Here is a 22,423-nt window from a genome sequence, read left to right as displayed (position 1 = left end):
GCTAGAGCAGCTTCGAAGAAAAGTGCATACCTTCATCGTCGATTACCGGAAGCAAACAAAAGGCCGGGCGTTTGCCCGGCCTTCAAAAATCATGGCGTCGACCTTACTTGATGCGCGCGACGCCGCCCGAGATCTCGATGGTTTCCGAACCGGTCAGTGCCTCGAGGTCGCCATTCGGCAAGGTAACGAAACAGCCGCTCGGGCAAAATTCCACGGTTTCGCCGGCGGCCAGCGCCAGCTCGGTCTTGCCGCCGCCTTCCGTCACGATCAGCGTGCGGGTCTCGGCGTCCTTGTTGACCGCGCTGGCGGCATGAGCCGAACCGCCCACGGCCAGAAAAGCGATGGCGGCGACGAGAGACTTCCACATTTTGCAGTATCGGTGTTGCCACCGCCTCTGTTGCATTTCGCAAGGCATTCTCGCCGTTTGCAGGTGAGCTTATATGAGATGCAAGCTGAACAGCAACTGAATGCCGCATTCATGCCGCAATTGGTTTCCGAAGGCTTGAAGGCAAGCTCCAGACAGCTAGTCGGGGTCCGGCTTCCGCACCTTGCGTCCCGACTTGGCGAGACGTTTCGCCTCGACCGCCGCTAGGGCTTTTGCTTGTTCCCGCTCGGCGAATTCGACTTCGATCTTGTCGTCGTCGATCGGCCACGCCACGTGCTTTTTGGTCTCGACGACGGCGCGCGGCGTCGACGGAATTTCGATATGCTGGTCGGCGAACACATCGAAGATGGCAAAGCGGATGTCGTTCTGGACGATATTGCCATTAAGAACATCCGCCAGGAATACGCGGATCTCGAATTCAAGTGCGGCCGGGCCGAAATTGGAAAACAGCACAAAGGGTTCCGGGTTCTTCAGCACCAGCGGATGGCTGCGTGCGATCTCCAACAGGACGCCATGCACGTGCTTGACCTCGCTGCCATAGGCAACGCCGACCTTGATGTCGATGCGGCCGAGCTTGTTGCGGTGCGTCCAGTTGCCGACCGCATTGTTGATCAGGTTTGAATTGGGCAGGATCACCGATTGCCGTTGGAACGTCTCGATCTCGGTGGCCCGCACGCTAATCTTCTTGACCGTACCGCTGATGTCGCCGGCGACGATCCAGTCGCCGACCTTGAACGGTCGCTCGGCCAACAGGATCAGGCCCGACACGAAATTCGAGACAACATTCTGCAGGCCGAAACCGATGCCGAGAGACAGAGCGCCGGCGACCAGCGCGAGATTGGAGAGGTCGATACCGGCCGCTGAGATGCCGACCAGTGCCGCAACTGCGACGCCGGCATAACCGACCGCCAGCCGGATCGAATTGCGCACGCCGGTGTCGACCCGGCCGCGCGCCATTACCGAGCCGTCGAGCCAGCCCTGGAACCAGCGCGTCAGGAAATAGCCGATGATGAAGACGACGACGCCGGTGAGAATGCCGGTGACCGAGATCGTCACCGAACCGATGGTGAGGCCGGTCGCCAGCTTGTAGGCCCAGGCCTGGATGTCGCCGGGCTGGAAGCCCCACATCAACAGGATCAGCGGCAGGAACACCAGCACAATCATGATGTTGATGGCGGCGCTGACGACAAGCCCGAGCTGGTCGAGGGCGGTCTCTTCGTAGCTTGAATTGGCCGCTAGCCAGCGCCCGATCGAAGTTTTGGCGAAACCACCTTCCTCGCCGATCGCGCGCGCCGACAGGAAGCCGATATAGGCGGTGACCAGGATAGTGCCGGTGACCACGACCTGCAGCGAGACGAAAATTGCAAGGCCGATATAGCCGAGCAGTGCCGATGCGATGGTGAATAGGCCTAGCGCGACGGCGGTGTAGCGCAGCCACGCCGGCCACGGGCGCCAGCTTCCGTCGAGGGCCTTGAACGGCTTCAGCAGGCCCATAAGGATCAGGATGATGCCGACGATGATGGTGGCGATGAAGCTTCTGGCGATGGTCAGCGACAGTGGCGAGCCCATCTTGTCGTTGACGACAGACAGGAAGTTGTTGCTGCCGATGACGACAGCCATGGCGGTCGTCAGCCGCACCAGCCAGCGCGCCGGGCCGGTTTCAACCGGGATCAGACGCCAGTTCGGCAGTCGGGGCTCGAGCGCTGCGTTGGTCAGGCGGTTGACGCAGAACACCACCGCGATAACGGCAACCAGCGAATTCAGGAAGATGCCGATATCGCCGCGTAAGACGTTGTAATAATTGAAGAAGAAGATCGTCGAGACAAGGAAGGCGCCGACCGCCAGCGTCGGCAGCAATGTCGACCAGAACGCCACCGACAGGCGGCTGAGATAGGAGGGATCCTCGACGGAGGGATCGGCTTCGAAGACGCGGCCGAACAGGCGTCGGCCGCCGATAAAAAGCACTGCAGCGAATGCGAGCGCCATCAAAGTCGCGGCAAGAATGGCCTGGAACTTGAACTTGAAGGCGAAGCTCAGCCAGGACGACACCGCCTTATAGAAGCCGGAAAACTCAGCGTTGGCGTCGGAAAAGACTTCAGGGCTAAGCGCATCGGACAGCACGTAGCGCTTAGTAAGCACATTGCGGAACAGCTCGCTGCGCATGTTGCCGATCTTCTCGATCAGCCCACTGATGCGGATCGACAGGTTCTGCGCGCTGGCAATAACGGCGTTGATCTCGGCTTTTTCGGAAGCCAAGGCCTGGCGTTCACCGGTTACGATGTCTGGCTCGGCCGGCTGGCCCGCGGCCGGCGGAGGTCCCAGCATCTCAATCCGATCGTTGATATCGCCGAGACGCGAGCGGAACGCTAGCGCGCTGGTGAGCGCCGCCCGCGACAGATCCTCCAATTGCAGACGGATTTCCACGAGGGTGGCATCGTCTTGGCCGTCCTGCTGTATCTTCTTCTCGAGATCGTCGGTTTTGGCCGTCAGACTCTGGATGACCTTCTGCTGGTCTGCGACCAGCCCGGCGGCGCCCTGCCCGAGTGCCTGCGCCATAGCAACGAACGACGGCGGCGCCGAGACAACAAGCGCAAGAATCAAGACCAGGCGGAGTAAACGAAAGAACATGATTTTTCTGGCGACTCGCGGGCGGCATCGGCAGTTTTGAAGCACGTCCTTGATAAAGAGGCTCATATCATGGGGCAAGTCACCCCAGGCGGCTCGTTTTTCGAAGTCCCGCCAATCGAAGTCGGCCAAATCCGATCGAAGTCGGCCAAATCCAATCGGAGTCGGTGAGTCGAAAAGCGATGGCGCAATCTTGGCTTTGCATCGGTGGCCTGCTCTATAGTCTGCCGCCAAGTCTGAAATGGATGACAATAAGAATGGCGGAATATTCGGCCTTTTCGCTTCTCAAGAACGCGCTGACCGGAAACAAGGACTGGAGGCCGGCCTGGCGCAAGCCCGACCCGAAGGCGTCCTACGACGTGGTCGTCATCGGCGGCGGCGGCCATGGCCTGTCGACCGCTTACTATCTCGCCAAGGAGCACGGCATCACCAATGTCGCGGTGCTGGAGAAGGGCTGGCTCGGCTCTGGCAATGTCGGCCGCAACACGACGGCGGTCCGTTCCAACTATCTCCTGCCGGCCAACACGCGCTTTTACGAGCATTCGATGAAGCTGTGGGAGAACCTTGCCCATGACCTCAACTACAACGTCATGTTCTCGCAGCGCGGCTGCCTGAACCTCGCCCACACACCTGCCCAGCTCGACGACTATGCCCGGCGCGGCAACGCCATGCGCCATCTCGGCGTCGACGCCGAACTGATGACCCCCGCCGAAATCGCGCGCCTGGTGCCGGCGCTCGACGTCTCGGCCACCGCGCGTTTCCCGATCGTCGGTGGCCTGATGCAGCGGCGCGCCGGCACCGCGCGCCACGACGCCGTCGCCTGGGGCTATGCGCGCGGCGCAGATCGCCGCGGCGTCGACATCATCGAAAATTGCGAGGTTACCGGCTTCCTGCGCGACGGCGACCGCATCACCGGCGTCACGACGACGCGCGGCGAAATCCGCGCCAAGAAGGTAGCGGTCGCTGTTGCCGGCAGCACCGGGCGGGTCATGCGGCTCGCCGGCATCGAGACAATGCCGATCGAGAGCCACGTGCTGCAGGCCTTCGTCACGGAATCGCTAAAGCCATTCATCGATAGGGTCCTGACCTTCGGCATGGGTCATTTCTATATGTCGCAATCGGACAAGGGCGGCCTTGTCTATGGCGGCGATCTCGACGGCTACAACAGCTACGCCCAACGCGGCAGCCTGCCGATCGTCGATGAGGTGATGAGCGAGATGCTGGCGCTGTTCCCTGGGCTGGCCCGTGTCCGCATGCTGCGCTCATGGGGCGGCGTCTGCGACATGTCGATGGACGGCTCGCCAATCATCACCACCGGTCCGCTGCCGGGCATGTATCTTAACTGCGGCTGGTGCTATGGCGGCTTCAAGGCGACGCCGGCTTCCGGCTGGTGCTTCGCCTGGACCATCGCCAAGGATGAGCCGCACGATCTCAACGCGGCCTTCACGCTCGACCGCTTCTACCGTGGCCTGGTGATCGACGACAAGGGCCAGGGCGCCACACCCAGGCTGCATTAGGCCATGATCCCGAACCGCAGGTCCGCGTCAGCGAAAAGTGGAAACCGGTTTTCGGACCAGATCATGGTCAAACGAGAAGTTTAAGAGATCCATGCTCATCACCTGCCCCTATTGCGGCCCGCGCGACGTGATCGAATTCACCTATCAGGGCGACGGCAACCGCCAGCGCCCACAGCCCGCTTCGCAGAACCTCGACGCCTGGAACGCCTATGTCTACGACCGGCTTAATCCAGACGGCGACCACAATGAGATCTGGCAGCATTCCGGCGGCTGCCGCGCCCATCTCAGGGTCGTGCGCAACACGCTGACGCACGAGATCTCGAGCACCGCGTTCGCGCGCGGCGACCACAAGTCGGTTGCGCGGCACCGGGCCGAGGACAAGCCATGAGCCCGCGCCGTACCGAGGCCGGCGGCCGCATCGACCGGCTGCGGACCATCCGTTTCACCTTCGACGGCGCGCCCTATACCGGCCACGCCGGCGACACGCTGGCTTCGGCGCTGCTGGCCAACGGCGTCTCGCTGTTCGGGCGTTCGTTCAAATATCACCGCCCGCGCGGCGTGCTGACCGCCGGCGTCGAGGAGCCGAACGCGCTGGTGACCGTGTTGAGGGGCGAGGTTCGCGAGCCGAACATTCCCGCCACCATGGTCGAGATCTATGACGGGCTGACCGCAATCAGCCAGAACCGCTTCCCCTCGCTTGCCTGGGACGTCAGTGCCGTGAACCAGCTCGGCGGCAAGCTTTTGTCGGCCGGCTTCTACTACAAGACCTTCATGGGACCGGTGATCGGTCCGCTGAAGGGCACGCGCTTCTGGATGTTCTGCGAGCATTTCATCCGCCGTGCCGCCGGCCTGGGCAAGGCAGGCACGGCTCCCGATACGGCGCGCTACGAACGTATGAATGCGTTTTGCGATGTGCTGGTGGTCGGCTCCGGCCCGGCCGGGCTGATGGCCGCCAGGGCGGCTGCCGATCAGGGTGCACGCGTCGTCCTGGCCGAGCTCGAGCCGCATTTCGGCGGCTCGGCCAATTGGTCGGGCGAGACGATCGATGGCATGCCGGCCGCCGACTGGGCAGCGCGCGCCGCCGGCCAGCTTGAAGGCCGTGACAATGTCCGCCTGCTGCCGCGCACCACGGTCTGGGGCTATTATGACGGCAACACGCTTGCCGCGATCGAACGCGTCACCGACCACAAGGAAACGCCCGGCAAGGGCGAGCCGCGTCATCGCTATTGGACGATCCGCGCCAAGTCGGTGGTGCTGGCCACCGGCTCCCTGGAGCGTCCGCTGGTCTTTCCGGGTAACGATCGGCCAGGCGTAATGCTGGCGCATGCTGCCGAGCGTTATGCCAATGAATATGGCGTGCTGCCGGGCGACAGGATCGCGCTGTTCACCAACAATGACAGCGCCTATCGCTCCGCGCTTGGGCTGAAGAAGGCCGGTGCCGTCGTCGTCGCCATCGTCGACGTGCGCCCAGAGCTTTCGAGCGAAATGCGCAAGCTGGCCGGCGAAGCGGAGGCCGAGATCTTTTCCGGCCACGCCGTGATCGCTACCGAGGGCGGCAAGGCGCTTTCCGGCTTCAAGGTGCAGCGCTTCGACATGGTCAACGGCGCGCTTTCCGGCGATGCGCGCAGCATCCACGCGGATTGCCTGCTGATGTCGGGCGGCTGGTCGCCGACCATCCATCTGGCCAGCCAGGCAGGCGCCAGAGCGGAATGGAACGAAGCATTGCAAGCTTTCCTGCCGCCCAAGCCGACGACACGGCAATGGATCGGCGCCGGCGCCTTTACTGGCAGTTTCTCCACCGCCGAGGCGATCGCCGAAGGCCGCGCCGCCGGTCTTTCCGCTGCGGGCGCAACCGCCACGCCGGCGGCATTGCCTGCCGTCGAGGCAGCACCTGGTGATCCCGATCCGGCGCCGGTGTTCGAGATCAAGGCCCAAGGAAAGAGCTTCGTCGACTTCCAGCATGACGTGACGGCCGACGACGTGCGGCTAGCGCATCGCGAAGGCTTCGTCTCCGTCGAGCATCTGAAGCGCTACACCACGCTCGGCATGGCGACCGACCAGGGCAAGAGCTCCAACATACCCGGCCTCGCCATCATGGCCGAGGCGCTCGGCAAGCCGATCCCAGAGGTCGGCACGACCCGCTTTCGCCCGCCCTTTTCTGCGGTGTCGATCGGCTCGCTTGCCGCCGAACGCTTCGGCGATCTGAAGCCCGAGCGGCTGACGCCAATGCATGACTGGCACGTCGCCAACGGCGCCACCATGTATTCCGCCGGCCTCTGGTACCGGCCGATGATCTACGGCCATCCCGGCGAGACGATCGAGCAGGCCTATGTGCGCGAAGCGAGAGCCACGCGCGAGAGCGCCGGCATCGTCGACGTCTCGACACTGGGCAAGATCGCGGTGCAAGGCCCCGAGGCGGCGGAATTCCTCGACCGCGTCTACACCAACATGTTTTCGACGCTGGCCGTCGGCAAGGCGCGCTACGGGCTGATGCTGCGCGAAGACGGTCTCGCCTTCGACGACGGCACCACGTGGCGCATCGGCGAGCAGGATTTCCTGATGACCACCACCACGGCCAATGCCGGCAAGGTAATGCAGCATCTGGAGTATTTCCTCGACGTGATCTGGCCGGAGCTCAAGGTCCACGTCACCTCGGTGACCGACCAATGGGCCGGTGCCGCCATCGGCGGGCCGAAAGCGAGGCAGATATTGGCCGCGTGCGTCAGCGGCACCGCCGTCGACAATGCCGCCCTGCCCTTCATGGGCGTTGTCCACGGCGAAATCGCCGGCGTGCCGGTGATGATCTGCCGGCTGTCCTTCTCCGGCGAAATGGCCTTCGAGGTCTATTCCGGCGCCGGCTACGGCACCCATGTCTGGGAGGCGCTGATCGAAGCCGGCCAGCCGTTCAGGCTGGTGACCTACGGGCTGGAGGCGCTGGGCACCATGCGCATCGAGAAAGGCCACGTCACCGGCGCCGAGATCGACGGCCGCACCACGGCACGCGACCTGCATCTCGACTGGATGCTGTCGAAGAAGAAGCCGTTCATCGGCTCGGCGATGATGGACCGCGAGGGGCTGATCGCACCCGACCGCCTGGAACTCGTCGGTATTGTTGCGCTCGACAACCAGCCGCTCAATGGCGGCGCACACATCGTCGAGGAGCTTGACGAAGCCAATCCGCACGGCTCGCTTGGCCACATCACCGCTTGCTGCTATTCGCCGGCGCTTGGCAAATATATCGCACTTGCCCTGGTCAAGGGCGGCAAGGCGCGGCGCGGCACGCGCGCTTATGTCTCCGATCCGCTGCGTAACCGGTTCGGGCCGGTCGAGATCGTCTCCAACCACTTCTTCGATCCGGACGGGAGCCGCATGCATGGTTGAGCGCCAATCACCGCTTGAGCCGGTGCTGCATCCGGGCTCGCATGGCAATTTCGAGCACGGTGTCGAAATCATCTTGTCCGAAACCAGGCCGGGTTCGATCCTGCAGCTCGCCGCCTGGCCCGGCGAGGAGAAGAAGTTGATGGCCGGCATCCATGCGGTCACCGGCCTGGCTTTGCCCGACGGCGCCGGTGGAGGTGTGACGAACGGCGCCAGGTCGGTGTTCGGCTTTGCGCCGGGAAAGTTCACGGTGGTCGATGAAGCCGAGGGATTGGCGCCAGCCTTTGCCGATGTCGTCACTTCGGCCATCGGTACGGTGACCGACCTTTCGCACGGCCGCACCGCGATCCGTATCGCCGGGCCGAAGGCCGAGTGGGTGCTGGCGAAATTCTTCGCCATCGACTTCGCGCTGCCAGCCTTCCCGATCGGCGCCGGCCGCTCAACCATGCATCACGACGTCTTCGCCCAGATCCAGCGCACCGGAGCCGATCAGTTCGACATCTATGTGTTCCGCTCGTTTGCCCGCTCGTTCTGGAAGGCGCTCTGCCACGCCAGCGAGGAAGTCGGTTACGAAGTGCAGTAGAGCTGAACGGCGCTTCACGTTACTCCGAGAACGTCACCCACTCTTCCAGCGGCGCCCGGTCGGTACGGAATGCGTTTTCGGGCTTGGACGTGTCCTCATGGCCGAGCGCCATGCCGCAGACGACGATCTCCTCGTCGGGAATGTTGAGCACCGGCCTGATCTGCCGGTGATAGGGCGCGAAGGCAGCTTGCGGACAGGTGTGCAGGCCCCTGCCCCGCGCCGCGACCATGATGTTTTGCAGGAACATGCCGTAGTCGATCCATGACCCCTTGTTCAGCCGCCGGTCGACGGTGAAAATCACGCCGACCGGCGCATCGAAGAAGACGAAGTTGCGGTCGTGCTGCGCACGCATCCTGTCGACCTCGCGCCGGCCGATGCCGAGCACGCCATAGAGGCCGAAGCCGTTGGCCCGCCGTCGCGTCAGATAGGGTTCGAAGAACTGGTCGGGATAGTAACGATACTCGTCCCACTCGGCCTTTTCGGCGCGGATACCCGAGCTGAGGATGGCGTCGGTGATGCGCTGCTTGACCTCGCCCTTCGTCACATAGACTTTCCAGGGTTGCATATTGGTGCCTGAGGGCGCGCGCGCGGCAACGGCGAGAATATCGCGGATGGTCTCGTCATCGACCATATCGGGCAAGAAGGCGCGTACCGACCGCCGCGAGGTGATCGCGTCATCGACGATCGCCGCCGCAATCCGGGAGTTGTTTTCCAGCATGGCCGTCCCTTTGCGTATGATCCTGAACCCGATTTTCCGGAAGGATCATGCGCCGACTAGAAGTGATGGAGCATCCTTGCGCGTCTTTTTTGAACGCCCGACAAGCCTATACGCCTCGACCGGACGCCCCACTCGCCGCTCGTGCGCCGAGCCTTTGCCCGAACCGTTAAAATGGCGCAAGTAAATCTTGTGGGTGCGTGAAAATCCTCTTGATTTTTTCACAAACCTGCCGTCACATGAAATTTACTGGGAATTTTTCACCGAAGCAGGGATGGCTTTGCCTTCGACCGCCGCCAGATCGGAACAGGACAGCGGCGAACGGCTGCTGGCCGGCGACATTCGCGCGTTGCGCAAGGCGCGCGGCTTGACGCTTGCCGAAATCGCACTGAAGCTCGGCCGTTCCGTCGGCTGGGTCAGCCAGGTCGAGCGCGGCCTGTCGGTCCCGTCGCTCGGCGATCTCAGGACCTTCGCCGAATTGTTTGGCGTGCCGGTCAGCCTGTTCTTCAGCCATGACGTGCCTGTCGAGACCGAGCGCGGCGTGGTCGTGCGCGCCGGCAACCGGCGCACGCTTGGCACAAGCGATTCCGGCCTGGTGGAGGAGCTTCTGTCGCCCGATCTCGGCGGAAGCTTCGAGATGCTGCGTTCGGTCTTCGCCCCGGGTGCCGAGCTGAAGGCCGAGGCGCGCCGGCCGACCGAGGAAGCCGGCTACGTCGCGTCCGGCAGCTTCGACATCGAAATTGCCGGCGTCTGGCACCGGCTTGGCGAAGGCGACTCCTTCCGCTTCGACGGCAAGCCGTTCCGCTGGCGCAATCCTGGAGCCGAGCCGGCTGTGGTGATCTGGGTGGTTTCGCCGCCCGTCTATTGATCTGGAGAAGAACATGGCCGGTTTGCCGACCACGGCACGCGTGGTGATCATCGGAGGCGGTGCCGTCGGCGCCTCCTCGCTCTACCATCTCGCCAAGGCGGGCTGGACCGACTGCGTGCTTCTGGAGAAGAACGAGCTGACTTCCGGCTCGACCTGGCATGCCGCCGGCAACGTGCCGACCTTCTCCTCGTCATGGTCGCTGATGAACATGCAGCGCTATTCGACCGAGCTCTATCGCCGGCTGGCCGACGAGGTCGGCTATCCCATGAACTACCACGTCACCGGCTCGCTCAGGCTCGCCCATACGACCGAGCGTATGCAGGAATTCCAGAGCGCCAAGGGCATGGGCCGCTACCAGGGCATGGACATCGACGTGGTCGGGCTCGACGAGATCAAGCGCCGTTACCCCTTCATCGAGACGCATGAGCTGAAAGGCGCGCTCTACGATCCGAATGACGGCGATATCGACCCGGCGCAATTGACCCAGGCTCTGGCTAAAGGTGCCCGCGACATGGGCGCGAAAATCATCCGCTTCTGTCCGGTCACCGGCGTGCGCCGCGACAATGACGAGTGGGTGGTCGGGACGACGCAAGGCGAGATCCGCTGCGAGATCGTCGTTAACGCGGCTGGCTACCGTGCCGCCGAAGTCGGCAGGATGTTCGGCCGCGAGGTGCCGATGATGGTGATGAGCCATCAATACATCCTGTTCGAGGAAATCCCCGAACTGGCGGCGTGGTCGAAGGAACAGGGCAAGAAACTGCCGCTGCTGCGCGACGTCGATACGTCCTATTATCTGCGCCAGGAAAAGAACGGCATGAATCTCGGCCCCTATGAGCGCAATTGCCGCGCCCACTGGGTCGGCCACAACGACCCCATGCCGGACGACTTTTCCTTCCAGCTGTTTCCCGACGACCTCGACCGGCTGGAACATTACCTGGCCGATGCCGTCGCCCGCGTGCCGATCCTCGGCACCGCCGGCCTGTCCAAGGTCATCAACGGGCCGATTCCCTATGCGCCGGACGGCAACCCGCTGATCGGCCCGATGCCCGGCGTGCCCAACGCCTTCGAGGCCTGCGTCTTCACCTTCGGCATCGCCCAGGGCGGCGGCGCCGGCAAGGTGCTGGCCGAATGGGTGATCGAGGGCCAGACCGAATGGGACATGTGGTCGTGCGATCCGCGCCGTTTCACCGCCTTTGCCTCGGCCCCGGATTATTGCGTCGCCAAGGGCATGGAGATCTACGGCAACGAATATGCCATCCAATTCCCGCGCCATTCCTGGCCGGCCGGGCGCGACCGCAAGCTGTCGCCGCTCCACGGCCGCATCAAGGCACTCGGCGCCCGGTTCGACGCCTATAATGGCTGGGAACGTGCCACCTGGTATGCGAAGCCAGGCGACGACATCTCCGAACAATCCACGCTGACCTTCCGCCGCGACGGGCCGTGGCAGCATCGCGTGCGCGAGGAATGCCTCGCCGTCCGCGATGCCGCCGGCATTTTGGACCTGCCGGGGTTTTCCCGTTTCAATCTCGACGGTCCGGGTGCCGCCGAATGGCTGAGCCTCCAGGTGACAGGCCTGGTGCCGAAACCCGGCCGCATCGGCCTCGTCTATTTTGCCGACGACAAGGGCCGCATCGTCACCGAAATGTCGGTGGTCCGCCACGACGAGAACCTGATGACGCTGATCACCGCCGCTGTGGCTCAGTGGCATGATTTCGAATGGCTGAAGTCGCGCATCCCGAAGGACGCCACATTCAAGCTGGTCGACAGGACGGAGGAATACTCCACCCAGATCCTTGCCGGCCCCAACTCGCGAAACATCCTCGCCGAAGTCTGCGCAGCCGACCTCACCCTGCCCTGGCTGACGCATCAGGAAACCAGTATCGCCGGACGTTGGGCAAAGCTGGTACGCGTGTCCTTCGCGGGCGAGCTCGGCTGGGAAATCCACAGCAAGTTCGACGATACCGCAGCCATCTTCGACGCCGTCTGGGCGACCGGGCAGAGGCATGGCCTAAAACCGTTCGGCATGTACGCGCTGGATTCGCTCCGGCTCGAAAAAGGTTACCGCACCTGGAAGGGCGACCTGTCGACCGACTACTCGATCCTGCAGGGCGGGCTGGAGCGCTTCGTCAGATGGGACAAGCCCGACTTCCGCGGCAAGGCGGCGCTGCAGAACGAAAGGCAGCAGGGCACCAAGAAGCGCTTCGTCACGCTGGTCGTCGAGAACCCCGGCGACTGCGATGCGCCCTACATGTCGACGCTGTGGCATGACGGCCGGATCGTCGGCGAGACGACATCCGGCGGCTGGGGTCATCGCATCGACAAGTCGATCGCGCTCGGCATGCTGTGCGCCGACCTCGCCGAGCCGGGAACCGCGGTCGAGGTCGAGATCTTCGGCGAACGTTTCAAGGCGGTCGTGCAGAAGGATGAGCCGTTATGGGATCCAAAGAACGAGAGGCTCAGAGCATGAAGAAAGTCATCCTCACCGATGGCGGCATGGGACAGGAGCTGGTCCGCCGCAGCAGTTCCGAGCCGACGCCGCTGTGGTCGGCCAGGGTGCTGATCGACGAACCGGATCTGGTACGCGACCTGCACGCGGAATTCATCCGCGCCGGCGCCCGCGTCATCACCATCAACACTTATTCCGCCACGCCGGAGCGGCTGGCGCGCGAGGGCGCGGAAGAGCTGTTCAAGCCGCTGCAGAAGCGCGGCATCGAACTGGCAAGGCAAGCGCGCGACCAGGCCGGCGACGCGGCGATCGCCGGCTGCCTGTCGCCGCTGTTCGGCAGCTATGCGCCGGCGCTGACGGTATCCTTCCAGGATACGCTCGACATCTATCGCCGTATCGTTGCCGAGCAGGCGGACGGCGTCGATCTGTTTCTGTGCGAAACCATGGCGTCGGCCGAAGAGGCACGCGCCGCGGTCACCGCGGCGTCGGAAAGCGGCAAGCCGGTGTGGGTGTCGTGGACGCTTGCCGACCACGGCACGCCGCGCCTGCGCAGCGGCGAAGCCATTGCAGCGGCGTCGGGCGCTCTTGACGGCCTGCCGGTCGCGGCCCGGCTGGTCAATTGCTGCCGGCCCGAAGCGATCGCCGCAGCGCTGCCCGAACTGATCGCTCTCGGCGGTCCGGTCGGCGCCTATGCCAACGGCTTCACCTCGATTGAGGCGCTCAAGCATGGCGGCACCGTGGAAGTGCTGCACGCCCGCCACGACCTCGATCCGGATGCCTATGCCGGCCAGGCGGTCGGTTGGGTCGAGGCTGGCGCCGGCATCGTCGGCGGCTGCTGCGAAGTCGGACCGGGCCACATCGCCGCGCTGCGCGACCGGCTCGAACAGGCCGGTTATGAAATTTCGGGAGTAGCATAATGCCCAGGCCATCATCGCGCATTTCCGGCATCGTGCCTTCGGGCAAAGACGGCTGGGAGGTTCATTCCGCTGCCTGGGCGCGCAAGCAGGCCGGCGAGGACATCATCATGCTGTCGGTCGGCGACCACGATTTCGACACGCCGAGCGAGACGATCGAAGCCTGCGTGACGGCGGTTCGCGCCAGCAATCACCACTACACCCCGCTTGCCGGCGTTCCGCGCCTGCGCAAGGCGATGGCGGCGGCTTCGACGCTGTGCACCGGTGTTGCGACAAATCCCGACCAGGTCATCGCCACGCCGGGCGGGCAGGCCGCTCTCTACGCGGCCATTCAAGCGGTTCTCGACCAGGGCGACCATGCCATCGTCGTCGCGCCCTATTACGCCACCTATCCCAATACCTTCAGTGCGGCGGGCGCCGAGTTCAGCGTCGTCGAGACCCCCGCCGAGGATGGCTTTCAGCCGCGCGCCGCCGACATTCGCGCCGCACTTCGGCCGAACACCCGCGCCATCCTGATCAACACGCCCAACAACCCGACCGGTGCCGTCTATTCGCGCGAGCGCCTGGAAGAGCTAGCGCAGATCTGCCGCGAGCATGACCTCTGGCTGCTGTCGGACGAAGTCTACTGGACGCTTGGCGGTGGCGAGCACGTCTCACCACGCTCGCTGCCCGGCATGGCCGAACGCACGCTGGTCATCAATTCGATGTCGAAGAGCCATGGCATGACCGGCTGGCGCATGGGCTGGCTGACCGGGCCGGAACCAATGGTCTCGCTGTTGACCGACCTCAATCTGGTGATGACCTACGGCCTGCCGGCCTTCATCAGCCTGGCCTGCGCCGAGGCGCTCGAAAATGGCTACGGCGTCAAGGAGATCGCCGAGCGCTACGCCGCGAGGCGCACCGTCGTCCTCGATGCCATGCGCGGTATGAACAACATCACCGTGCGCGGCTCCGAAGGCGGCATGTATGTGATGCTCGACATATCGGCGATCGAGCCGGACGACGAAAAATTCGCCTGGGCTTTCCTCGACCAGGAAAAGGTCGGCGTCATGCCCGGCTCGAGCTTCGGCGAGGCTGCAGCCGGCCACATCCGCTTCAGCCTCTGCCAGCCTGAGCCGGTGCTGATGGAGGCTGCCACGCGCCTGCGCCGCTTCGCCTCCAGCTATGGTCGCGAGGCCGCATGAACGCCCTACCCCCGAAAGCCATCCCCACCAAAGCAAGGGCGGTCATCATCGGCGGCGGCGTCTCCGGTTGCTCGGTCGCCTATCATCTGGCCAAGCTTGGCTGGACCGATGTCGTGCTGCTCGAGCGCAAGCAGCTGACGTCGGGCACGACATGGCACGCCGCCGGCCTGATCGGCCAGTTGCGCGGCTCGCAGAACATGACGCGGCTGGCGAAATACTCGGCCGACCTCTACGTCAAGCTGGAGGCCGAGACCGATGTCGGCACCGGCATGCGCCAGATCGGCTCGATCACCGTGGCGCTGACGGAGGAGCGCAAGCACGAGATCTATCGGCAGGCATCTCTCGCCCGCGCCTTCGATGTCGACGTACGCGAGATTTCGCCCAACGAAGTCAAGCAGATGTACCCGCATCTCAATGTGTCAGACGTGGTCGGCGCCGTGCACCTGCCGCTCGACGGCCAGTGCGACCCGGCCAACATCGCCATGGCCTTGGCCAAGGGCGCGCGCCAGCGCGGTGCGACGATCGTCGAAAACGTCAAGGTCACCAAGGTGCATACCAGGGCCGGCCGCGTCACCGGCGTTTCCTGGGCGCAAGGCGACGAACAAGGCACGATCGAAGCCGATGTCGTCGTCAACTGCGCCGGCATGTGGGCACGCGAACTTGGCGCCCAGAACGGCGTCACCATCCCGTTGCACGCCTGCGAGCATTTCTATCTCGTCACCGAGCCGATCCCCGGGCTTTCCCGGCTGCCGGTGCTGCGCGTGCCGGACGAGTGCGCCTACTACAAGGAAGATGCCGGCAAGATGATGCTCGGCGCTTTCGAGCCGGTGGCGAAGCCCTGGGGCATGAACGGCATAAGCGAGGAGTTTTGCTTCGACCAGTTGCCGCAGGACATGGACCATTTCGAGCCGATCCTAGAAATGGGCGTCAATCGCATGCCGATGCTCGCCACCGCCGGCATCCACACCTTCTTCAACGGCCCCGAGAGTTTTACCCCCGATGACCGCTACTATCTCGGCGAGGCGCCGGAGCTTTCCGGCTACTGGATGGCGACCGGCTACAATTCGATCGGTATCGTCTCCTCCGGCGGCGCCGGCATGGCGCTGGCGCAATGGATCAATGATGGCGAGGCGCCGTTCGACCTGTGGGAGGTCGACATCCGCCGCGCCCAGCCGTTCCAGAAGAACCGCCGCTATCTCAAGGAGCGCGTCTCCGAAACGCTCGGCCTGCTCTATGCCGATCATTTTCCCTACCGGCAGATGGCAACCTCGCGAAACGTGCGCCGTTCGCCGCTGCATGAGCACCTGAAGGCCCGCGGCGCGGTGTTCGGCGAGGTCGCCGGCTGGGAGCGCGCCAACTGGTTCGCGCAGGAGGGCCAGGAGCGCGAATACCGCTATTCCTGGAAACGGCAGAACTGGTTCGGCAACCAGCGCGAGGAGCATCTGGCGGTCAGGAACGGCGTCGGCCTGTTCGACATGACCTCCTTCGGCAAGATCCGCGTCGAAGGCCGCGACGCCTGCGCCTTCCTGCAAAGGCTCTGCGCCAACGACATGGACGTGGCGCCGGGCAAGATCGTCTACACCCAGATGCTCAACCAGCGCGGCGGCATCGAGAGCGATCTCACTGTCTCGCGGCTGTCCGAGACCGCCTTCTTTCTCCTCGTGCCCGGCGCGACGCTGCAGCGCGACCTGGCCTGGCTGAGAAAACATCTTGCCGACGAGTTCGTCGTCGTCACCGATGTGACCGCTGCCGAAGCCGTGCTTTGCCTGATGGGGCCGGATTCGAGGAAGCTGATCCAAAAGGTCAGCCCGAATGATTTCTCCAATGACAACAATCCGTTCGGAACGTTTCAGGAGATCGAGATCGGCATGGGCCTGGCCCGCGCCCACCGCGTCACTTATGTCGGCGAGCTCGGCTGGGAGCTTTATGTCTCGACCGACCAGGCTGCCCATGTTTTCGAGGCAATCGCGGAAGCCGGCACCGATGTCGGCCTGAAACTATGCGGCCTGCACACGCTGGATTCCTGCCGCATCGAGAAGGCGTTCCGGCATTTCGGCCACGACATCACCGACGAGGACAATGTGCTGGAGGCAGGCCTTGGCTTCGCCGTGAAGACGGCCAAGGGCGATTTTCTTGGCCGCGATGCCGTGCTGAGGAAAAAAGAAAGCGGATTGAGCCGGCGGCTGGTGCAGTTCCGTCTGAAAGACACGCAACCCCTGCTCTTCCATAACGAGGCGATCCTGCGCGACGGCAAGATCGTTGGCCCGATCACCTCGGGCAATTACGGTCATCATCTCGGCGGCGCCATCGGGCTTGGTTACGTGCCTTGCAAGGGCGAGAGCGAGGCGGATGTGCTGTCGTCGTCCTACGAGATCGAGATCGCCGGCGAGCGCTTTGCCGCCGAGGCCTCGCTCAAGCCGATGTACGATCCGAAGGCGGAACGGGTGCGGATGTAACGCACCTCAGAACGCGTCCATCCTGGCCGCGACCTTCGCCACGAACCTCGCCCGTTTCTCGTCGGTCGACAGGTTCATCGAGTATTGCGCGAGGTAGGAAACCGACCCGCCGGGCTTGATGGTCGCACGCAGCACCCGCTTGACCAGCTTGCGCGGCGGGTCACCCATCAGCATGGCGCGGAACCGGCTGCCGCCATAGGTGGTGACCGCGACCACCTTGCGGATGTTGTGCAGCGACGGCTGCACCTTGCCGTCGACCAGCTTGAATGACACGCCGGGCAGGAAGACGCGATCGAAAAAGCCTTTCAGAATGGCCGGATAGCCGAAGTTCCACACCGGAAACGACAGCACCAGCGCCTCGGCCCGCAGCAAGCGCTCGACATAAGCCGACGCCGGATCGCCGGCACTGCGCACGTCGTGATAGGAGAGCCGTTCGGCCCGCGTCAGCCTGGGATCGAAACCCTCGGCATAGAGATCGCAATCGTCGACGACATGGCCGGCCGCCTTCAGCCGCTCGATGATGGTCCGGTGCAGGCCGGCATTGAAGCTGGTCTCGACCGGATGTGCATAGAGGACGAGGATGTTCACCCAAGTCCTCGCAGGCCGGCGCGAGGCACCCCCCTCTGCCCTGCCGGGCATCTCCCCCTCAAGGGGGGAGATCGGCTATCAGGATCGCTTTCGCCAGTTGACGATGTTGGAAGATGGTCGAGACGATGGAACTGCCAATCTCCCCCCTTGAGGGGGAGATGCCAAGTGGTGGCAAAGAGGGCAGGCCAGAGGGGGGCATAGCGCCATACGCCCGTCATCGTCTCAACCCGTCTTCTCCAGCCCCTTGAACAGGAACGACTTGCCCGAGCGATAATCATAGTCCGGGTTTTCCCAGGCGATCATCTTGCCCGGATTGAGCAGCCCTTGCGGGTCGGTCTCGCGTTTGAAAGCCAGTTGCACTTCATCCGTCCGCTTCATGCCGCCTTCTTCCAGCGTGTAGCGATGCGGGTTGAAGATCCAGCAGCCATTGTCCTCGTGGATGCGGATGATCTCGTCGAGCCGCTCCGCCGTGGTGAAGCGGACCAGCGGCAGCCCGGCGATGCCGATGGCGCCGTCGAAGCGGATGAATTCGAGATGCGCCGGCACCTCGTCGCCGAAGCGTTCGACCATCGCCTTGACGTGACCGAGGTGGTCCGGCGACGGATAGCGGGTCTGCAGGTAGGTGATCGTCGGATCGACCCGGATGGCACGCAGCGTGGTGTGGTTCCAGGTCAGCTCATAGGCCGGCGGCAGCCCTTTGAGATCGGCCTCCTCGTCGGCACGAAAGACGATCTCGCCCTTGCTGCGCGCCGTGAAGGCAAGGAAGGCATCCATCGCATGCGGCGCGATCATCAGGACGACGATGCTTTGGCCGCGCCGGAAAAACCGCTGGTGGCGCTTGAAGTAATCGTAGGGGATAGGTGCTGCGATCGGCGTGATCAGCTTCGCCAGTATGCCGTCCTGGATGGCGAGATCGTTGCCGAAGCCGGCCGCATCCATGAAATCGTCGAAGCCGACGATGACGTCGATCCAGTCATAGCTGGCGGTCAGCGGCATCTCGACTTCGGTAATGATGCCGTTGGTGCCGTAGGCGTGCATGACCTTCAGCACATCCTCGCCGGTGAGTTCCATCACTCGCGGCTGTGCCTCCATCGTCACGGTCCTCAGCCGGATGACATTACCGAGGTCGCGCAGTCCGCCCCAGCGGATCGAGCCGATACCACCGGAGCCGCCGGCGACGAAGCCGCCGATCGATGCGGTGTTGTAGGTGGACGGCGACATACGGAGCTCCTGGCCGGAATGCGCCCGCGTCGCTCTGTCGATGTCGGCGAGTACGGCGCCGGGGCCGGTGACGACACGGCCCGGCGCGATCGCCTTGACCGCGTTCATCTCGGCGAGATTGAGCACGACGCCGCCGGATAGCGGCATCGCCTGCCCGTAATTGCCGGTGCCGCTGCCGCGCGGCGTTACCGGCACGCCATGCCGGTGGCAGGCGGCGAGAACGCGGACGACCTCGTCTTCGGTTTTCGGCGTCACGATCAGGTCGCCGGTGACATGCTCGAGCTGCTGCTTCAGCACCGGGCTATACCAGTAGAAGTCGCGGCTCTTCTGCTGGACGATCGCCGGATGGTCGTCGACCTTGAGGCCGTCCAGGTCGCGCTTGAGCGCCGCAATATCCATCATTCCACCATCAGATCATCGAGTTCGGCATAATCGGGCAGCTGGCGCTCGATCGCATGCCCGTCGCGCACGACAATGCGATCCGATTCGGGCCGCGACAGCAATTCCGTCCAGCTTCGCCCCTTGAAGACGACGAAATCGGCCGGCGCTCCGGCGGCAAGCGTGCCGAAACCGTCGAGCCGCATCACCTTGGCCGGCGTCGCGGTGACAGCTTGCGGCCAGTCGGCAACGGGATGGTCTAAATGCAGGATGCGCGTCGCCATGCGATAGACCTCCAGCATGTCGAGATCGCCATAGGCGTAGAACGGGTCGCGCGTATTGTCGGAGGCGACGGCGACGGCAATGCCGCGCGCCTTCATCTCGTGCAGCAGCGTCACCCCGCGCCAGCGCGGCGTTGTCTTGTCGCCGCGCCGGTCCTGCAGATAGAGATTGCACATCGGCAGCGACACCACCGCCAGGCCGGCTTTGGCGACCTTGTCCAGCGTGTCGAGCACGTCGAGGTCGGGCTGGCGCGCCAGCGAACAGCAATGACCGACAAGGATGTTCCCGTCAAAACCGTTCCAGAGGGCGGCTTCGGCAATCTTCTTCAGCGAGATCGCCGAGACATCGTCGGTCTCGTCGGCATGGAAATCGAGGTCGAGGCCATGCTTGATCGCCTGCTCAAACACCTGGTCGAGCAGTTCTTCGAGATCCGGCACCATGTAGGTGACGACGCCGAGCACGCCCTTGGCAGCGGCCACCCGTTTGGCCAGCCTCTCGAACCATTTCCTGTCGCGCACGCCCTCGATGCCGAGCAGACAGGCCGCCTGCAGCTCGATGCGGCCGCGCCATTTCTCCCGCATCGTCTCGAACACCGGCCAGGAGATCTGTTCCTGCGGCGCAACGCTGTCGAGATGCGTGCGCAGCGCCTTGGTGCCATGCGCATAGGCCGAGCGCAGCGAAAAATCCATGCGACGCGCAACGTCGTCGGCGCTCCAGCGCGCCGCGCGGTCGGCGCCCGTTGCGTTCAGCGCGCTCATGAAGGTGCCGTCCGGGTTGGGCTTTCGAGGCCAGATATGGCCCTTGTCGATATGGGTGTGGCAGTCGACGAAGCAGGGCAGCACGATGCGGCCGCCGAGGTCGGTGGCGTCTGCCGGTGCCTTGGATCGGCTATGTCCGACAATATTGGAGATTCTGCCGTCTGCGACGGCGATATCGGCAAGCGCAAATCCGTCGGCCTCGAACGGAGCGGCGAGCCCTGGTGTCAGTGACGCGTGAAGCCGGACGTTGGTGAGTACGAATTGACCGGATTGAGGGATCATCGTTGAGGTCATCGCTGCCCCTCATCCGCCTGCCGCCACCTTCTCCTCGTATAGTGACGGGGAGAAGGGATTGCCCGCAACGCTGGCGCCCCCCTCTCCCCGTTCTCCACGGGGAGAGGGTAAGGGTGAGGGGCAGCGCCTGCCTGCGAGAACAACTCCATCACCGCTCCTGCCTCAGCGCGCTCTCGTGCCAGCGCCGCAAAATGAGATGCGATATCAGCGACAGCACCAGGAAGATCAGGATGCCGGTGAGCGAGATCAGGATCAGCGCCGCGAACAACCTTGGTGCATTGAGCCGGTAGCCGGCCTCGATGATGCGCGAGGCGAGGCCGGACGACTGGCCGGTGGCGCCGGCGACGAACTCGGCCACCACCGCGCCGATCAGCGACAGGCCGCCGGCGATCTTCAGCCCGCCGAGGAAATAAGGCATCGCCGCCGGCAGCCGCAGGTAGCGCAATTGCTGCCAGCGGGTGGCGCCGTTGAGCTTGAACATGTCGCGCAGATTGCGGTCGACGGAATTGAGGCCGAGCGTGGTGTTGGAGAGGATCGGGAAGAAGGCGACGATCCAGGCGCAAAGCAAAAGCTTTGTCGTCTGGTTGTCGACATAGATGTTGATCAGCGGAAAGATCGCGACGATCGGCGTCACCTGGAGCACGATGGCGAACGGAAAGAACGACATCTCCACCCATTTCGACTGCGCGAACAGCACCGCCAGCCCGACACCGCCGACCACGGCAAGAGCCAAGCTGAGGAAAGTGATCCGAAGCGTCACCAGCAGTGAGGAGAACAGCAGCCCGGCATCGTCATGCAGCGTCTGCAGCACCACGCCGGGACGCGGCAGGATGTATTTCGGGATGTCGTTCCAGACACAGATGCGGTCCCACAGCCAGATCGCCAGGACCATGATCGCCAGCGGCAGCAGCCATCTGCCGATGCGCTCGAAGCGCTCCTGGCGGACGCGGCGCGCCTCCTCCGGGTCGAGTGCCAAGACTGGTTCTTCAATGGCCGTCATGATGCGGTCCGGCAGTTGAGTTGATGGCGCCGATCAGCACGTCGGACGCCTGGCGGCAGAGCGCGGCATAGTCGGGCGAGGTGCGAAACGCCTCGTCGCGCGGATAGGGCGCATCGACGGCAAGCTCGGCAAACACCCGGCCCGGCCGCGCCGCCATGACGACGACGCGGTTGGAGAGGAATACGCTTTCGAAGACGCTGTGGGTGACGAAAACGACGGTAAAGCGCTCATCCTGCCATAGCTCCAGCAGGTCGTTGTTGAGCTTGAAGCGGGTGATCTCGTCGAGTGCCGCGAACGGCTCGTCCATCAACAGAATGCGCGGCTTGGTTACCATGGCGCGGGCGATCGAGACGCGCATCTTCATGCCGCCCGACAGTTCGCGCGGCACCGCATTCTCGAAGCCGGTCAGGTGAACCCGCGCCAGCATCTCCATCACCGCCGGCGTCGCCTTGGCCCGCGACACGCCCTTCAGCCGCAGCGGCAGCCAGACATTGTCGAAGACATCGGCCCAGGGCAGCAGCGTCGGCTCCTGGAAGACGAAGCCGATATTCGAACGGTCGCCGATAGTCGAACGATCGAGGCCGCCGCTGCCGCGCCAGTCGAGCACACCCGAGGTCGGCGTCGACAGGCCGGCGATCAGCCGCAGCGCCGTCGATTTGCCGCAGCCCGACGGCCCGAGCAGGCTGAGGAAATCGCCTTCCCGGATCGTCAGCTCGACATTGCTGAGCGCGGTGACGCCGTTGGAAAACACCTTGCCGACGCCACGCAGCGCCAACAGCGTCTGCCCCGATACGCTTCCTGGCTGTTGCGCCACTTTCTCCAGCTTCACGG

At 64.0% G+C, this 22,423-nt stretch carries 17 protein-coding genes; 9 read left to right on the top strand and 8 right to left on the bottom strand.

What is annotated here, in order from left to right; all coding sequences use genetic code 11:
* Positions 1 to 103: 103 nt before the first annotated feature.
* On the bottom strand, positions 104 to 367 hold the full coding sequence (locus NKG60_RS02225; protein ID WP_023676533.1) for a hypothetical protein: 264 nt from the start codon (positions 365 to 367) through the stop codon (positions 104 to 106).
* Positions 368 to 523: 156 nt separating this feature from the next.
* A complete protein-coding gene (locus tag NKG60_RS02220; RefSeq protein WP_352865261.1) occupies positions 524 to 3,013 on the bottom strand; it encodes a mechanosensitive ion channel family protein in 2,490 nt (829 codons plus the stop codon).
* Between the two features lie 254 nt (positions 3,014 to 3,267).
* Here NKG60_RS02220 and NKG60_RS02215 point away from each other — a divergent pair, with 254 nt between their 5' ends.
* From NKG60_RS02215 to NKG60_RS02200, 4 genes are all read left to right on the top strand, one after another.
* The gene (locus tag NKG60_RS02215; protein ID WP_352865258.1) at positions 3,268 to 4,527 is read left to right on the top strand and encodes a sarcosine oxidase subunit beta; all 1,260 of its coding nucleotides are present in this window, start codon (positions 3,268 to 3,270) and stop codon (positions 4,525 to 4,527) included.
* Positions 4,528 to 4,618: 91 nt separating this feature from the next.
* Positions 4,619 to 4,915, top strand: a complete 297-nt coding sequence (locus tag NKG60_RS02210) for a sarcosine oxidase subunit delta (protein ID WP_352865255.1) — start codon at positions 4,619 to 4,621, stop codon at positions 4,913 to 4,915.
* Positions 4,912 to 7,908, top strand: coding sequence for a sarcosine oxidase subunit alpha (locus tag NKG60_RS02205; RefSeq protein ID WP_352865251.1), 2,997 nt, complete (start codon positions 4,912 to 4,914; stop codon positions 7,906 to 7,908). Before NKG60_RS02210 ends, NKG60_RS02205 begins: the two co-directional genes overlap by 4 nt.
* Entirely contained in the window at positions 7,901 to 8,488 is a 588-nt protein-coding gene (locus tag NKG60_RS02200; RefSeq protein WP_352865248.1) for a sarcosine oxidase subunit gamma, read from the top strand. Before NKG60_RS02205 ends, NKG60_RS02200 begins: the two co-directional genes overlap by 8 nt.
* Positions 8,489 to 8,507: 19 nt before the next feature.
* On the opposite strand, the gene NKG60_RS02195 is transcribed toward NKG60_RS02200, so the two are convergent.
* Entirely contained in the window at positions 8,508 to 9,206 is a 699-nt protein-coding gene (locus tag NKG60_RS02195) for a nitroreductase (RefSeq protein ID WP_352865245.1), read from the bottom strand.
* A 271-nt stretch (positions 9,207 to 9,477) separates the two neighbouring features.
* Between NKG60_RS02195 and NKG60_RS02190 the strand changes: the two genes are divergently transcribed.
* From NKG60_RS02190 to NKG60_RS02170, 5 genes are read left to right on the top strand one after another with little or no spacing between them, the layout of a single operon-like run.
* On the top strand, positions 9,478 to 10,071 hold the full coding sequence (locus NKG60_RS02190) for a helix-turn-helix domain-containing protein (RefSeq protein WP_352865243.1): 594 nt from the start codon (positions 9,478 to 9,480) through the stop codon (positions 10,069 to 10,071).
* 13 nt (positions 10,072 to 10,084) lie between these two features.
* Positions 10,085 to 12,538, top strand: coding sequence for a GcvT family protein (locus NKG60_RS02185; protein WP_352973969.1), 2,454 nt, complete (start codon positions 10,085 to 10,087; stop codon positions 12,536 to 12,538).
* Positions 12,535 to 13,434 (top strand): homocysteine S-methyltransferase family protein, encoded by a 900-nt coding sequence (locus NKG60_RS02180; RefSeq protein ID WP_352865238.1) that lies wholly within the window; start codon positions 12,535 to 12,537, stop codon positions 13,432 to 13,434. The genes NKG60_RS02185 and NKG60_RS02180 overlap by 4 nt, the downstream gene beginning before the upstream one ends.
* Complete coding sequence (locus NKG60_RS02175; RefSeq protein ID WP_352865236.1) at positions 13,434 to 14,615, top strand: pyridoxal phosphate-dependent aminotransferase; 1,182 nt, start codon at positions 13,434 to 13,436, stop codon at positions 14,613 to 14,615. The genes NKG60_RS02180 and NKG60_RS02175 overlap by 1 nt, the downstream gene beginning before the upstream one ends.
* Positions 14,612 to 17,071, top strand: a complete 2,460-nt coding sequence (locus NKG60_RS02170; RefSeq protein WP_352973966.1) for a GcvT family protein — start codon at positions 14,612 to 14,614, stop codon at positions 17,069 to 17,071. The genes NKG60_RS02175 and NKG60_RS02170 overlap by 4 nt, the downstream gene beginning before the upstream one ends.
* 6 nt (positions 17,072 to 17,077) lie before the next feature.
* Here NKG60_RS02170 and NKG60_RS02165 read toward each other — a convergent pair whose 3' ends face one another.
* The 5 genes from NKG60_RS02165 to NKG60_RS02145 form a co-directional block, all read right to left on the bottom strand.
* Positions 17,078 to 17,659: an NAD(P)H-dependent oxidoreductase gene (locus tag NKG60_RS02165; protein WP_352865231.1), complete on the bottom strand. Its 582-nt coding sequence runs from the start codon at positions 17,657 to 17,659 to the stop codon at positions 17,078 to 17,080.
* Between the two features lie 222 nt (positions 17,660 to 17,881).
* Positions 17,882 to 19,279 (bottom strand): FAD-binding oxidoreductase, encoded by a 1,398-nt coding sequence (locus tag NKG60_RS02160; protein WP_352668648.1) that lies wholly within the window; start codon positions 19,277 to 19,279, stop codon positions 17,882 to 17,884.
* Positions 19,279 to 20,580: a cytosine deaminase gene (locus NKG60_RS02155; RefSeq protein ID WP_352974061.1), complete on the bottom strand. Its 1,302-nt coding sequence runs from the start codon at positions 20,578 to 20,580 to the stop codon at positions 19,279 to 19,281. Before NKG60_RS02155 ends, NKG60_RS02160 begins: the two co-directional genes overlap by 1 nt.
* Positions 20,581 to 20,740: 160 nt before the next feature.
* A complete protein-coding gene (locus NKG60_RS02150; protein ID WP_352865228.1) occupies positions 20,741 to 21,592 on the bottom strand; it encodes an ABC transporter permease in 852 nt (283 codons plus the stop codon).
* Complete coding sequence (locus tag NKG60_RS02145; RefSeq protein WP_352865225.1) at positions 21,579 to 22,421, bottom strand: ABC transporter ATP-binding protein; 843 nt, start codon at positions 22,419 to 22,421, stop codon at positions 21,579 to 21,581. The genes NKG60_RS02150 and NKG60_RS02145 overlap by 14 nt, the downstream gene beginning before the upstream one ends.
* Positions 22,422 to 22,423: the final 2 nt, after the last annotated feature.

The organism is Mesorhizobium sp. M1428, assembly GCF_040317515.1.
Lineage (GTDB): Bacteria > Pseudomonadota > Alphaproteobacteria > Rhizobiales > Rhizobiaceae > Mesorhizobium.
This window is presented reverse-complemented; position numbering and strand designations above follow the sequence as displayed.

Bases quoted from the DNA above. Each gene is read 5' to 3' on its own strand.
- NKG60_RS02150 (WP_352865228.1), bottom strand. From the start codon at position 21,592: ATGACGGCCATTGAAGAACCAGTCTTGGCACTCGACCCGGAGGAGGCG.
- NKG60_RS02210 (WP_352865255.1), top strand. From the start codon at position 4,619: ATGCTCATCACCTGCCCCTATTGCGGCCCGCGCGACGTGATCGAATTC.
- NKG60_RS02220 (WP_352865261.1), bottom strand. From the start codon at position 3,013: ATGTTCTTTCGTTTACTCCGCCTGGTCTTGATTCTTGCGCTTGTTGTC.
- NKG60_RS02190 (WP_352865243.1), top strand. From the start codon at position 9,478: ATGGCTTTGCCTTCGACCGCCGCCAGATCGGAACAGGACAGCGGCGAA.
- NKG60_RS02175 (WP_352865236.1), top strand. From the start codon at position 13,434: ATGCCCAGGCCATCATCGCGCATTTCCGGCATCGTGCCTTCGGGCAAA.
- NKG60_RS02160 (WP_352668648.1), bottom strand. From the start codon at position 19,279: ATGGATATTGCGGCGCTCAAGCGCGACCTGGACGGCCTCAAGGTCGAC.
- NKG60_RS02205 (WP_352865251.1), top strand. From the start codon at position 4,912: ATGAGCCCGCGCCGTACCGAGGCCGGCGGCCGCATCGACCGGCTGCGG.
- NKG60_RS02170 (WP_352973966.1), top strand. From the start codon at position 14,612: ATGAACGCCCTACCCCCGAAAGCCATCCCCACCAAAGCAAGGGCGGTC.
- NKG60_RS02195 (WP_352865245.1), bottom strand. From the start codon at position 9,206: ATGCTGGAAAACAACTCCCGGATTGCGGCGGCGATCGTCGATGACGCG.
- NKG60_RS02185 (WP_352973969.1), top strand. From the start codon at position 10,085: ATGGCCGGTTTGCCGACCACGGCACGCGTGGTGATCATCGGAGGCGGT.
- NKG60_RS02180 (WP_352865238.1), top strand. From the start codon at position 12,535: ATGAAGAAAGTCATCCTCACCGATGGCGGCATGGGACAGGAGCTGGTC.
- NKG60_RS02200 (WP_352865248.1), top strand. From the start codon at position 7,901: ATGGTTGAGCGCCAATCACCGCTTGAGCCGGTGCTGCATCCGGGCTCG.
- NKG60_RS02155 (WP_352974061.1), bottom strand. From the start codon at position 20,580: ATGATCCCTCAATCCGGTCAATTCGTACTCACCAACGTCCGGCTTCAC.
- NKG60_RS02225 (WP_023676533.1), bottom strand. From the start codon at position 367: ATGTGGAAGTCTCTCGTCGCCGCCATCGCTTTTCTGGCCGTGGGCGGT.
- NKG60_RS02215 (WP_352865258.1), top strand. From the start codon at position 3,268: ATGGCGGAATATTCGGCCTTTTCGCTTCTCAAGAACGCGCTGACCGGA.